The following is a 13,764-nucleotide window of genomic DNA, read 5'->3' on the forward strand; positions in this document are numbered from 1 at the left end:
TAATATCCTTATTATTTACGGTTTTCCTCAAAACAATTCCTACAAAATTTACTATATTTAAACTCTCCCTATAATTAATTATTAACAATACTACCTTTGGTAATACCGAAGCTAATACTCATATAATAAATTGAAATAAATGTATTTATCAAAATTGAAAATTAGCAATTTTAGATCTATTAAGGAAATAGAATTAAACTTTCATAAAGGAGTTAACATATTGATTGGTGAAAATAATTCTGGAAAAACAGCTGTAATAGACGCTTTGAGAATTGGTTTAGGCTATGGAAAAAACAATAACAATAGTGTTTATTTGAAGGAGACAGATTTGCACTTAAATAGAAATAATCCAAATGAAATTAATAGTGAGATTCAGTTTGATTTTGTTTTTGAAATAGAAGATGAAGTAAGAGAAAAACGAAGTTTTTTTGATTTTTTATCACAAGACGATGAAAATCCTGATAGACAAACAATCCAACTTCATTTAAAATATAATTATGAAACTAGAGGTAATAGAAGTTTTTTTAAACGAAGTATTTGGGGAGGAGATAAAGAAGGACAAAATATTCCTTATGAAGCATTAGAAGAATTATTCTTTATTTATTTAGACCCATTAAGAGATGCAGTGCAAAGTCTTAAGCCGTATTCATATTCAAATAAAGTGGGTAATTTATTCAATGAGTTGACAAAATATCAAAAAAATGATTTAGATGTCGAGTTGAACGAAGACAAGAAAAAGGAGTTGGCTTTAGAATTATATAGTGTTTTTGAAGGTGAAGACAGTGATTGGGAGTCTATTTTGCAAACAGGAAATGAAAAGGTAAATGATCATTTAGAAGGGACAGGAATATCCTCTAAATATCCCAATATAAAGATGAATTATGTAGGGCGTAAATATTCCGATGTTGTTAGAGGAATTGAATTAAAAAGACCAATTTATAACCTAGAATTAGAAGTAGAACAAAAATACTTTGAAATATTTCAGAATGGATTAGGAGAGAATAATTTGATTTACGCTTCTGTAGTTTTAGGTGATTTAATTAACAGATGTGAGGATAAAAATTTACAAATTTATAATGCATTACTTGTAGAAGAACCAGAGGCTCATTTACATCCACAATATCAAAATACATTCTTTAAGTATTTAAATAGTTTACAAAATACTGGTGTTCAAATATTTATAACATCACATTCTCCAACAATAACTGCTAAATCACATTTTGAAAATATAACCGTATTACAAGTTCAAAATGATAGTATTTCTCCATTTTGTTTTTCAAGTCTAACAGATGAAGACTTCTCAATTAGAAATAGAAATCACCTTAAAAAGTTCCTTGACACTAGTAAATCTCAATTGTTTTTTGCCAATGGAGTTATTCTAGTTGAAGGAATTGCAGAGTCAATATTAATACCAACAATTGCGAAAAAATTTCTAAATATAGATTTAGATAAAAATGGAATTGAAATTGTAAATATTAGTGGCGTAGCATTTGAACATTTCGCAAAGCTTTTTAACAATCATGATGAAAATAAAAGAATGTCTGCAAGATGTGCTATAATAACTGATAGTGATCCAGTTGAAGGTAAACCTATATCTGATAGAGCAATAAAAGCTCAGGCTCTTGAAAATGGAAACTTAAGGGTGTGTCTAGCACCAAATACACTGGAATATGATTTATTTAATGAATCAGAAGTTAATAAAGCAGTAATGCGTTTTGTTTATAGAGGATTGCATTTAAGTACTCCAGATTTGTTGTCTCAATTCGATGTAGATGTGTTAATGACAAAACTTAAATCTAATAAAGATAAAGGTGATTTCGCACTTGATTTACAAAGTACTTTAGATGATGATGTAATTGGTTTTCAAGTTCCAAATTATATAAGAGATGCTGTTAATTGGGTTCTAAAAATTGTGGAAAATGTTTGATAGTTTATCTATAAAGCAAAAAGAGATAGTTGATAGCCCAAATAATCGAATAGTGGTTAAGGCATGTCCTGGAAGTGGTAAAACCTATTCAGTTTCTGCAAGACTTGCCAACTTAATCCATAATATTGAATTCCAACATAATGGAGTAGCGGTTATATCATTTACTAGAGTGGCTGCGGATGAGATACAAAATAGCTTAAATGATAATTTTGATATAGACAAATTGAATTATCCTCATTTTATTGGAACTATTGATAGTTTTATTAATAAGCATATTTTTTTGCCATTTGGACACTTAATTATGAAATGTTCAACAAGACCTGAAATAATAGGAACGGAATTTAATAAATGGTATGATTATGATAGTTCATTAACCAGGAGATTTAAAGGGCGAGTAGTAGCCAGAGACTCTAATTATTATTTTGATAAAGTATCATTTCATTTAGATGGAGAGTTAAGGCAGTTAATGCCTGCAAGTAGTTATCATTTTAGTTGGAAAGAACAAAGGAAAAAAAATGATGATTATAAAAAGGTTTTTCAAGATATTAAAGATTCCAAATGGCATCATTTTGCAGAAGGTAAAGCGAGTCAGGCTGATGCAAATTATTTTTCACTTAAACTATTACAAGAATATCCGCTAATTCTTAAAAGTCTATCAGAAAAGTATAGTCATTTAATAGTAGATGAAGCACAAGATACTACTGACATTCAAATGGAAATAATAAACATGCTTGATAGTTCTGGAATTAATAATATCATTCTTGTTGGTGATCCAAACCAAGCTATTTTCGAATGGAATACTGCTGATGCAGATTTATTTGTGAATAAATTTGAAGATGAGAACTTTTTTAATATTGAAATAAAGGAAAATAGGAGGTGTTCTGAAAATATCTGTAATTTATTAAATAAAATGACTGATGAAGATTCTACTTCAGTTGCTGACGATAAAGATAATCCTAACGAACCTGAAATTCTTGGATATTCAACAAACGATGATATTAAAACCATTAAAGACAATTTTATTCAAAAATGCAACGATTTAGAAATAGCTCTTGACAAATCTTCAATTGTCTATAGAGGTAATAAATTTGGTGAAGAGCATTTTGATTTAGCCGAAGATAGTTCTTTTAATCATCCATGGCTTCCAAACCATTTTTATGTTAGAGATATAGTACAAGGTATGTTTTTAATGGAAAAAGGGCTTTTTAATGAGTCACTAAAAATATTGGAAAAAGGATATTTTAAATTTATTAATCATGATTTAAAATATGTTTCTAAAAGATTTATAAAGAGTAGAGTAGAAGAGAGAGGTTTTAGAGTTTACAGAAAGGAACTTTTTGATTTTATTAATTTGCTACCGAAACTAGCTGATAAAACTCTAGCAGTATGGATTGATGAAGCCAATGCTAATTTAGGAGCAAAAAATTATAACAATCTATATATTAATGCTGCCAAAGCAAGTCTAATAGCAAAAAACATATTTCATAAAAATGAAGTTTCTCAATTACCATATAATTTAGGAACTATTCATTCGGTCAAAGGTCAGACCTTTGAAGCTTTGCTATTATTTTTGAAAAAGGATTCTGCAACGAAACATTATGCAAATATATTAGCAGCGAACTATCAAGAACCTGATTTATCAAAAAGAAGAAAAGATAAGGAGGAATTAAGGCTAGTATATGTTGCTTGTTCTAGACCAAAAAAGCTTCTTTGGATTGCAGTCCCAGAAGATGATGTTGAAATATGGAGTAATCATTTAGGAGTTAATCAAATTGAAGATTAGTTGCAATAAACATTATGTAAAATAGAATCTTGATGCTAAACTCGGCCTCATATAATTTTGGCAAAACAATAGGAGAAACGAGCGTCCATATTTTAGGGGTTTAGTAATACAATTTCTTAAGAGTTTCAATTATGCAAGGGATTTCAAGGCTATTTTAACAAGTTACAATGTTTCCTAAAATATAGCGAATGAGCCGTTAATTGTTTCCAAAATTATATGCAGCAGCCTTGAATTTTTGTTTCTTTTGTTTCAAGACAAAAGATAATGAAACACGAAAAAGAAGATTAATTGAAGTTCTAGATATAACAAGTGCATAGAATTTTATTTTTCTTAAAATTTATGCTCTTGTGGCAAGCTTACGAGAATCGTCTAAATTTTTTTATAACATACATTTTATCGAATACGCGATTTTTAATAAGTGTAAAAAGGTTAGCTTTTATTTTGGCGTTGGCAAGCGTTGGATAATTGTGTTTAAAATAAATTGCCAGAGCAATTTGATTTTATAAAACAATCGAGCGTTTGGTAGCGGCTATTTTACATAACGGCTAATTATAGATACATAATGTTTTAAAAAACTCTGCGAAGCAAACCGCTTATTAGTTTAATGACCCAAGTTCCAATTATTCTAATGAAATAGAATGCCTCTGGGATATTTTACATAATAGTACATTATAGCTTACAAATGGATAAACCACTCTTATTAACGAAACAATACATTTGTACTATAATTTATATTATGTAAAATAGAGTTAATTGGAATCAACAGAATCCCCTTTTGTATTTAATATAGAGTAAATTGTAATCAGAAGAACCCCCTTTTGTATTTGAAATAGAATATTTAAGCAGTAGCACTACAACTTCCCTGTATAAAGAAAATTCGTACTTAAAAGGATATACTCGAATCTCAGAGAATATTATCTTTATAGCATTAAGAGATATCCTATGTGTAAAACCATTTCAAGTATTGTATTCCTTTTGTTAGTTTGTATAAGTTGTCAGCAAAACAAAACTGAAAATATCACACATACTGGCTACACTATTTCTGGAACGATTGTAAAGCCTAGTATAGATATGCTGTATTTGCTAGATCGTGATAATCAACGTATAGATTCTGCAGCCATAGTAAATAAAGCATTTACATTTCAAGGCACGATTTCACAGCCAGATGTATATCATATTGTATACGATACATTGGCTACACCACTCCCATTGGTGTTAGAAAATGAAAACTATAACGTACTCATTAGTCAGACAGAAGCCCTAGTTGCTGGTGGCACCTTACAGACACAGCTTACTAATTTCCATAAAACTAACGAAACCATTAATGATAAACGTTTGGAGGTGTTAGCCAACTATTCGGCGAAGGATATTTCAGAAAAAGAATTTAGAATGACTTTAGATTCTATTGCACATGTTGCTACACAGTCTAGCATCAATTTTATGTCAGCACACAGTGATAATCTGTTGTCAACGATTGCTTTAGAAACATTCGATGCTCCTTTAGAACGCTTACTATTACTTGCCAAAAACACAGAAAACAACTCCAACAAAGACTTTAACAATGCCCTGACTAAGAAAATCAATGCTTTAGAAAAAGCTGAAGCTGCACGCATTGCCGCTGCACAAAAAGCGGCCGAAGAAAGAATTGCTTACCGCCCACCTGCGCCGTCATTTTCGGGTACTTCCCTTTCTGGATCTCAATTGTCACTAGCGTCTGTACTCCCAGGAAAAAAAGCAGTACTCATAGACTTTTGGGCTAGTTGGTGTAAGCCTTGCCGTATAGTGACTCCAGAGGTGCGCTATCTCTATCAAAAATACAACAAACTAGGCTTCGATATTATTACCATTTCCGAAGATAGAAATCAAAGTGCTTGGCGTCAAGGTGTTCAAGAAGATCAAATGACAGCCTGGAACCACATATACGATAACCAAATGGGCATTGCTGCTAGTTTTGGCGTTCGTGCACTTCCGCATATGGTCTTATTAGATGCTAACGGAAATATTATTAAAGACAAAATATCTATCACACAGTTAAAAAGAGAATTGGCGAGGATATTTAGGTAATGTCTAGTGTTTAATGACTAATGTTTTTTTTTAAAGTTAAAATGTAACAGATTAAAGCAAATAAATTTAGTTTTTACATCCCCCTAACCCCCTTCAAAGGGGAATCATATTTTAATTTCGTTTCCAAAGTTTTCGAAGTGAGCTTAAAAACCCTACACAACTACCTTCTAAAAGTCAAAATGTAAAAGTGAAAACTTAAAAATATTACTCCTATCCGCTAAAAGCCAAAGGCGTACTACCAACTACCACCAAAACCCACGCTCTTCCCCAACCCTAAAGGGTGGCGCTTCAATTTCGTCCCGAAAGCTTTCTGAATCATCACCTACTAGCTCCAAGCAAAGCGTCCCACCAACTACCTTACTACCAATTAAAAAAGCTACCTTTGCTCCACATGCAACAACCTACCAAAACTACCTCACAATTCGAGTTTATTGCCCTTATGGCAGCCCTTATGGCGGCTGTTGCTTTGGCCATAGATGCAGTACTCCCCGCTTTGAGTGTTATTGGTACGGCGATTCATACTGCAACAATTGCAGACAATCAGTTTATCATCTTGTCTATTTTTATGGGCTTGGGTGTGGGACCGCTTATTTTTGGTCCTTTAGCAGATGCTTTGGGCAGAAGACCCCTAGTTTTTGTTGGTTTTGTCATTTTTATTGCGGCATCTTTTATTTGTGTGTTTGCACAAAGTCTTGAAATGATGGTGTTAGGTCGCGTCTTACAAGGTATTGGCTTATCGGCTCCCAGAACCATGGCCATTGCTATTATTAGAGATAAATACAGTGGCGATTATATGGCGCGCATCATGAGTTTTGTTACGGTTGTGTTTTTACTCGTTCCAATCATTGCGCCTGCTTTCGGAAAGTTTATTTTAGACGCCTACAACTGGCAAAGTATCTTTTACACGCAACTTGCACTTGCTTTAATCGTTTCTATTTGGTTTTATGTACGTCAGCCCGAAACCTTGGCAGACAAGCATCGGAAAAAGTTCTCCTTTAAAGAAATTGCCAAAGGATTTCCAGAAGTACTTCAAACCAAAAGTAGTATGGCGTATACTTTAATTTGGGGGTTTATTACAGGCTCTTTTATGGTGTATTTAAGTGCCTCACAGCAAATTTTTAAAGACCATTACAATCTGGAAGATCAGTTTCCCTACATTTTTGCTGGACTTGCCATTACCATTGGTATATCCACATTTTTAAACGGTACTTTGGTGGTAAAACTTGGCATGCGCAGACTTGTTACAATTGCCCTGTGTACCTTTTTTGGTGTTTCAACCTTGTATATTATACTATTTCCATCTGGTGAAAATCCATCTGTCGAAATTTTGGTGGGTTTCTTTGCTATTCAATTTTTTTCTATCGGTTTTCTCTTCGGAAATTTGAGATCCCTTGCCATGCAGCCCTTGGGTCATATTGCAGGTGTGGGAGCAGCGATTACTGGGTTTATTGCAACTTTTATGGCGATTCCTATGAGTGCATTTATTGGTCGTTTTTTGGCTACTTCTTCCCTCCCACTATTTATAGGTTTTGCAGTGTGTTCAGGCATTTCACTTTGCATTTTATTTGGTATGAAACAAATACTTAAAGACACCTAGTAGGGTAAGTGGTATTCTTCCCACTCATCGGCATTCTTATCGGTATGACGAATATTCTTACAAATCTACCCTTATCTACTTTCTTTTGATTAGCTTTAAGTGATTTACAATTAAAATCGCCCCTTACATCTTCCTATATCAATACCGTGCTTTGGTTTTTATAAACCTCATAAACATACGCGTATGAAAAAATTATTACATTCAATGAAGCTAAAATTTCAGCAAACAGATTTCAAATTATTACTCGAAGAATATGCACGGGCAAGCAGCTATGCAATTCATCGATAATTACGTTTGTATAAAAAAGGTTTTTAAAATTTATTTAAAAGCCTTTTTTATTTAATTATTGGGGATTATATTTTCTATTCTTTTGATACTTTCGTTTGCATAATCCCTATATCTATCTATAAAAGTTAAAAGATTCCCTATGACCAAAGTACTATGAATGGCTAATCTTCCTTTGTACTTTTTGCTTAGATAATAAGCCTGTATGTCTGGGTTATTTGTTTTGCCTTGCAACAAATCTCCTATCCAGGGTTCGTTATTTTTTAAATAATACATATTATCAGAAACATCATCACTAATTCGTTTTTGGGTATCTTCAATAATATCATTTAAGGCATTGTGGCTAGCTATAAAAGAAGTTACCAAACTATCTGCATCATTCGTTTTAGCATAATTTTCTAGAAGTTTTATTCCTTTTTGTTGTAGCTTAAAAGGAACGAGAGAAATTGCCAAACCATAACTTCCAGGGTTTTGTTTATAGTCATCTACACTAGCGGTATCACTTAAAAATAGAGAGAAAAGTCGTTTCTTTTCATCTAGTATAATTTTTATTTGTCCAGAGACCAGCGTATCTGTTTCAAGATCTTTTTTATAAATCTTTAATATATTGGTTAAGCCTTCTTTTGTTTTCTTATTTTCATTAAAATTATTGATATTCACAGCAATGAGAATACCAATCACAACTAAAATGATCTCACCTATGGCGTATAAAATATATTTTTGAACTCTATTTCCTTTCATGAGTTTTCTACGTTGTTGGTTAAAAAGTTTCAAGGGTTTTCTTTGTTAAGAGTAGTTTGCAATATTTTCTGATGCTCTTCAATACTAGAATAAAATTCGTTTAACTCCTTATTATAAGCTTTCATACTTAATAGTTCAACATAGGCAATCATATTTCTAAAACGAGGGTCGTTTTCAAAAAAATCTTTACATGGGCCATTACATGTATTTGTTGCTAAGTAAGAAGCAAACCAATCAAAATTTTGTTCAAGAAAATCCATGTTCTTTTTTAATTTTTCTACAATGGATAGCTCAAGAATTTCCAAAATGGCCAAATTATTTACATACGTAGCTTCTATTTGGCGTAATACTAAAGATAAAGAATCGTTTCCTAGTTCTGAGCGTTCTATTAATAATTTGTTTTTGGGATCTACGTTAGCAATGTTAATATTTCCAAGAATTAATAACGGACAGTCCTTACAATCTTCAATAGGCATATTTGATGGCGTTCCTCTAAGGATTTTATGAAATACTGGTTCCAGACTTTTATTATAATCTAAAACTTGTTTTAGATTATAAATATCTACACTAAGTTGCGTATTCACATTTTGTGCAAGTATTTTATTCTGTTCTTGTTTTTTGTTTTCAGAATTCCAATTATTTATAGCAAGGGCAATAAGTATCCCAATCACAACCAAAATAATTTCACCAATTGCATACAAAAGATATTTTCTAACCCTAGTACCTTTCATGAGTTGTCGTCTTTGTTGGTTAAATAATTTCATATTTTGAAGATACTTAAATTATCAAACATTGCAAATTTGTTATTTTAATCTTATTGTAACTACTATAAAAAAAAAGCAGTAACACAAATGTATTACTGCTTTTTCTGATTAGGTTAGTTAGTTGTGTTTATGAAGTAGTTTTTGATTTATCTATGGATATTTCACCATTTTCTTTAAGTTCTAATTTCTCTCTTTTAAGTACACTTCTGAAATTTGAACTCCTTCTATATGCGTCCTGAAAATCTGCATGACGTCTTACATTTCGTTTTTCCATGAGCTAACATTTTTAATATCAGTCATATAAATATACTACAAGAAGTTTAAATTTTGTAAAAATGAGCGTGTTTATTTACAAAAAAATGAAAGCCTTATTAAAAAAGATATTTTAAAAAGTATAAGGTTTGTAAAATTTAAGCAATTAAAAACTACAGCTGTAGGAAAATATGACCTAACATTAAATAAATCACAAACCCTTCTAAAAATTTGCTTTTCTTGTTCTTCTCTCCTATCTTTAAGTATAATTTTAAAACCCAGTCTATGAATATCAACTTTGAATACAAAGACGTCTCTGCAAGTAAGCGATTAGAAAACATGGTTGCTGAAAAACTCAACAAACTAGAAGATAAATACGATTTTATGGTGAATAGCGATGTTTACTTTAAAAAAGAAAATACAAGTTCTCCAGAAACTGGTATGATTTGCGAAGTCCGAATTAATGTCCCAGGATCTACCCTTTTTGCAGGTGCTAATTCTTCATCTTTTGAAGCATCTATCGCAAAAGCCACTGGAGATGTAAAAACACAACTGCAAAAGAAAAAAGACAAAATGCAAATGCATTAAAAAATTAATTGTTACCAATAAAGGACCCTGATGATTGCATCGGGGTCTTTTTTTGCCCTGTTAGAAAATGTATAAAGTAGTGATATATATATTTACTAAAGGTGAAACATCCCCCTAACCCCCTTCAAAGGGGGAATTCAAGTATACATATGTATTTTAAGAACCACTAACGTCCAAAGACCAATAACTACAAGCGAAGCTTACTAACACCTACTAACTAAAAACTATTAGCTACTAAACCGATAATAACCACACTTTAAATAGGCTCCTTCGGGAAAACCAACTGGATGATCTATGTCATGATAGGTTTTGCTTTCTAGGTGATAGGTTCTTTTTTGATTGGCTAAGGCTGATGCATTTATTTCAAAAAATATATCGGCTGTTACTCTTGAACTACAAGAAGCCAATACCAACATGCCTTTTTTGGCGGTAAGCTGTTCTCCTAGCTGCGCAAGTTGTTTGTACTTTTTCATGGCAACTTGAATCTCCTTTTTGCTTTTGGCAAAACTTGGAGGATCTATAACCACTACATCAAATCGTTTTCCTGTGTCAATGAGCGTTTGCATTTCTTTAAAGGCATCGCCTGCAATGGTCTTGTGGGTTCCTGTATGTGAGTTTAATTTTCCGTTTGCCTTAGCAAGTTCCAAAGCTTGTGCACTAATATCTAAACTCGTAACTTCTTTTGCGCCATTGGCTAGTGCATGTACCGAAAAGCCACCAGCATAACTAAAGACGTCTAAAACCGTTTTATGAGCGCTAAGTGCTCCTACTCTTCTTCGGTTTTCTCTATGGTCTAAAAAATAGCCTGTTTTATGGCCTTTGATTACATTTGCGGAAAATTTTATACCGTGTTCTTTAAACACAATGGTTTCGTTGTTCAAATTTCCGAAGAGCACCATACCATCTTTCAAAAGTAAAGAAGGATCTCCCTGTAATTTTCTACTCAAACGCAGCACCACGGTTTCTACACCACTAACATCGAGAAGACTTTCTAGAATGAATTGTAAATAGGGTAACCAAATTGCACTGTATAGTTTTAAAACTAAAACAGTATCATACACATCGGCAATACAGCCCGGAAAGCCATCATTCTCTCCAAAAAGTAATCGGTAACTGTTTGTTTTGGTTTTAAGCAAAGGAAGTCGCACTGCATAGGCTGCTGCAATTTTCTGCCTAAAGAAATCTTTATCAAGCTTAGCACCACTGCCAAAATGCAGCATTTTAATTCGTATAGGCGAATCTGGATCGCATAAACCAACGCCCATGGCCTTATTCTTGGAATGACTAAAAATAATAGCGATATCGCCCGCTGCACCTTCTTTATTGATTTTCTCAATACTATCGGTGAAAATCCAAGGATGCTTAGATCGCACACTCCGCTCTCCTACCACAGTTAATTTAACCGCTAAGACTTTAGGTGTGCCTACTGGCAATGGATGATTATACACTAAAGATGTTTTTGAAGATTTTTCTGGTACCTACTCTGCACTATATCAATTAAAATCAATACAGCAATAACAAAGTAGAACGTTGTTTTACTCATGGGTGTTACATGACTACCAAAGAGTTCTAAGTGTGCCAAATGACCTCCTTCTGAAAGCAGCATAATACCAACAATTAATAAAATGAAGAGTCCGAGTACCTCGTACATACGGTTCTTTTTAAGAAACTCAGTTACTTTTCCACTCAACCAGATCATCATCACTCCTCCAATTACAATTGCTGTTGCCATAACCCAGAATACATCTGTCAGAGCGATGGCTCCCAGAATAGAATCAAAAGAGAAGACTAAATTCATGATAATGATAGAAGTCACAATCATACCCAACGATTTTGGTTTGGCGTCAATTTTATTATGTGCATCCATCGCCATCATGTGCATAATTTCCTTTACGGCAGTCCACATAATAAAAATGCCACCAAAGAGTACAATGAGGCTATGTACGTTAAACTCCCCTTTTACAACTCCTTCCCAGTGTATCCCAAACCAAGGGTCTTGAAATAGGGCAATCACACGTAGTAATACAAACAATAAAACCAAACGAAGAATAATAGCACCCCCAATACCAATTTTACGCACCCAAGCTTGCTTTTCTGCAGGAGCGCGTTTCGATTCTAAAGAGATGTATAATAAGTTGTCTAGTCCTAAAACGGCTTGTAATAAGGTTAATAAACCAAGTGTTATAAAATTTTCTAGCGTAAAGAGTCCTTCCATAAATACGGGTTATTTAGTTGTTTAGTTTTTTTTGAATAATGGCAATGGTATCATTTACAGTACGTAATTGCTCCATATCTTCATTGGCAAATTCAACATCAAAAGCATCTTCAACATCCAGCACCACATCGACTAGATGCGCCGAATTGATATTCAATTCTTTGGTTAAATCACTGTCTAGATTAATGTTACTTGCATCTACATCTTCTGGAAGGTAGGTTTTCACAATAGGTACTAGTTGTTCGTAAATTTCTTCTGAAGTCATAGGTTGTTTATAAAGCTCTAAAGATAACACACGCATTCACATCTCCAAAACCAAAACTAGCTTTTACGGCAGTTTTTATAGGAGTTTGTATACAAATACGGGGTATGCTTTTTTCTGAAATATTAGCAGTAATAGCTGGATGAATATCATCACAATTAATGTTAGGAAACACAAAGCCATGCTGCATTTGCAATACAGTTGCCACACTTTCTATACTCCCACTAGCTGCCAAACAATGACCCGTCATGCCTTTTAGAGAATTAATATACGGGAAATCCTCACCACTTCGTCCCAATGCAGCAACCCAATTTTCAATTTCTACAGGATCTTTAATAGTTGCAGTTAGGTGACCGTTGATATAGTCAATTTCATTACCTGACACATTTGCGTTTTTAAGTGCATTTGTAATGCAACGCTGAACTGCTTCGTTATTCGGGGCTGTCATACTCCCGCCTTTGCGTTGACCACCGCTATTCACTTCGCCACCTAAAATTTCAGCATAGATGTGCGCGCCTCTTGCTTGGGCACTTTCTAAAGATTCTAAAAGCATAGCTCCTGCTCCACTTCCAGGAACAAAGCCACTGGCAGTAGCACTCATAGGTCTAGAGGCTTGTTGTGGTGCATCGTTATGCTTGTATGTAATCACTTTCATTGCATCAAAACCACCCCAAATATAGGGTCCGTCTTCCCCAGTACTACCACATAGCATTTGAGTTGCACGACCACTGGCAATACGTTCATAGCCCATTAAAATAGCTTCGGTTCCTGTGGCACAGGCAGAAGAATTGGTTGTGACTTGATTACCTGCTCCTATCATTCCACTTAGATAGGCACTCACTCCACTTGTCATGGTTTGCGCTACCGCTGTACTTCCAAGTCTACGAACCTTCCCTTCATCAAGTTTGTAAATAGATTCTCTAAACTTGTCTACTCCGCTGGTGGCAACGCCAAAGACAATACCTAAATTATAATTTGTTGTATCTTCCTGATTTAAAGAGCCTAAACCTGAATCTTCTATAGCATCCATTCCAGCTATGACTCCATACAAAATACCACTTGCATTAAAGTTTCTTAGCTGTAATTCTGTAAAATAAGTGCGTTTTTTTTCTTCGGAAATGTTAGGGATCCCTCCTACTTGACAAGAAAACTTCAAGTCTTCTAATTGAGTATGATGCGTAATTCCAGACACTCCTTGTTGGAGTGCTTTGGTAAAGTTTGATAGCCCTACACCATTTGGAGCACACACTCCCATTCCTGTTATTACGACACGTTTTTTCATTAAA

General features: G+C 33.6%; 12 protein-coding genes. 5 read left to right on the top strand and 7 right to left on the bottom strand.

Annotation, left to right across the window (positions count from 1 at the left end; all coding sequences use genetic code 11):
- Window positions 1-139 precede the first annotated feature (139 nt).
- From ACY2RS_RS03595 to ACY2RS_RS03610, 4 genes are all read left to right on the top strand, one after another.
- Entirely contained in the window at window positions 140-1,927 is a 1,788-nt protein-coding gene (locus ACY2RS_RS03595) for an ATP-dependent nuclease (protein WP_490097241.1), read from the top strand.
- Window positions 1,920-3,710, top strand: a complete 1,791-nt coding sequence (locus ACY2RS_RS03600) for a UvrD-helicase domain-containing protein (protein ID WP_490097242.1) — start codon at window positions 1,920-1,922, stop codon at window positions 3,708-3,710. The genes ACY2RS_RS03595 and ACY2RS_RS03600 overlap by 8 nt, the downstream gene beginning before the upstream one ends.
- Before the next feature lie 942 nt (window positions 3,711-4,652).
- The gene (locus ACY2RS_RS03605) at window positions 4,653-5,774 is read left to right on the top strand and encodes a thioredoxin-like domain-containing protein (protein WP_490097243.1); all 1,122 of its coding nucleotides are present in this window, start codon (window positions 4,653-4,655) and stop codon (window positions 5,772-5,774) included.
- Between the two features lie 391 nt (window positions 5,775-6,165).
- Entirely contained in the window at window positions 6,166-7,371 is a 1,206-nt protein-coding gene (locus tag ACY2RS_RS03610) for a multidrug effflux MFS transporter (RefSeq protein ID WP_490097244.1), read from the top strand.
- Window positions 7,372-7,710: 339 nt separating this feature from the next.
- Here the strand turns inward: ACY2RS_RS03610 and ACY2RS_RS03615 are convergent, their stop codons facing one another.
- From ACY2RS_RS03615 to ACY2RS_RS03625, 3 genes are all read right to left on the bottom strand, one after another.
- Window positions 7,711-8,430 (bottom strand): DUF6090 family protein, encoded by a 720-nt coding sequence (locus tag ACY2RS_RS03615; protein WP_490097245.1) that lies wholly within the window; start codon window positions 8,428-8,430, stop codon window positions 7,711-7,713.
- Window positions 8,427-9,161 carry a DUF6090 family protein gene (locus tag ACY2RS_RS03620; protein ID WP_490097246.1) on the bottom strand — a complete coding sequence of 245 codons (735 nt, stop codon included), beginning with the start codon at window positions 9,159-9,161 and terminating at the stop codon, window positions 8,427-8,429. Before ACY2RS_RS03620 ends, ACY2RS_RS03615 begins: the two co-directional genes overlap by 4 nt.
- Before the next feature lie 127 nt (window positions 9,162-9,288).
- On the bottom strand, window positions 9,289-9,435 hold the full coding sequence (locus ACY2RS_RS03625; protein ID WP_490097247.1) for a hypothetical protein: 147 nt from the start codon (window positions 9,433-9,435) through the stop codon (window positions 9,289-9,291).
- Between the two features lie 263 nt (window positions 9,436-9,698).
- Here ACY2RS_RS03625 and hpf point away from each other — a divergent pair, with 263 nt between their 5' ends.
- Window positions 9,699-10,001 carry a ribosome hibernation-promoting factor, HPF/YfiA family gene (gene hpf / locus ACY2RS_RS03630; protein WP_490097248.1) on the top strand — a complete coding sequence of 101 codons (303 nt, stop codon included), beginning with the start codon at window positions 9,699-9,701 and terminating at the stop codon, window positions 9,999-10,001.
- 227 nt (window positions 10,002-10,228) lie between these two features.
- Here hpf and ACY2RS_RS03635 read toward each other — a convergent pair whose 3' ends face one another.
- Genes ACY2RS_RS03635 through ACY2RS_RS03650 form a run of 4 tightly spaced genes read right to left on the bottom strand, consistent with a single transcriptional unit; the run spans window position 10,229 to window position 13,760 of the window.
- Window positions 10,229-11,449 (bottom strand): class I SAM-dependent rRNA methyltransferase, encoded by a 1,221-nt coding sequence (locus ACY2RS_RS03635; RefSeq protein ID WP_490097249.1) that lies wholly within the window; start codon window positions 11,447-11,449, stop codon window positions 10,229-10,231.
- Window positions 11,449-12,216, bottom strand: coding sequence for a TerC family protein (locus ACY2RS_RS03640; protein ID WP_490097250.1), 768 nt, complete (start codon window positions 12,214-12,216; stop codon window positions 11,449-11,451). Before ACY2RS_RS03640 ends, ACY2RS_RS03635 begins: the two co-directional genes overlap by 1 nt.
- 13 nt (window positions 12,217-12,229) lie before the next feature.
- The gene (locus tag ACY2RS_RS03645; protein ID WP_490097251.1) at window positions 12,230-12,481 is read right to left on the bottom strand and encodes an acyl carrier protein; all 252 of its coding nucleotides are present in this window, start codon (window positions 12,479-12,481) and stop codon (window positions 12,230-12,232) included.
- 7 nt (window positions 12,482-12,488) lie between these two features.
- On the bottom strand, window positions 12,489-13,760 hold the full coding sequence (locus ACY2RS_RS03650; RefSeq protein ID WP_490097252.1) for a beta-ketoacyl-[acyl-carrier-protein] synthase family protein: 1,272 nt from the start codon (window positions 13,758-13,760) through the stop codon (window positions 12,489-12,491).
- Window positions 13,761-13,764: the final 4 nt, after the last annotated feature.

Source organism: Patiriisocius sp. 208BN25-11 (assembly GCF_058147145.1).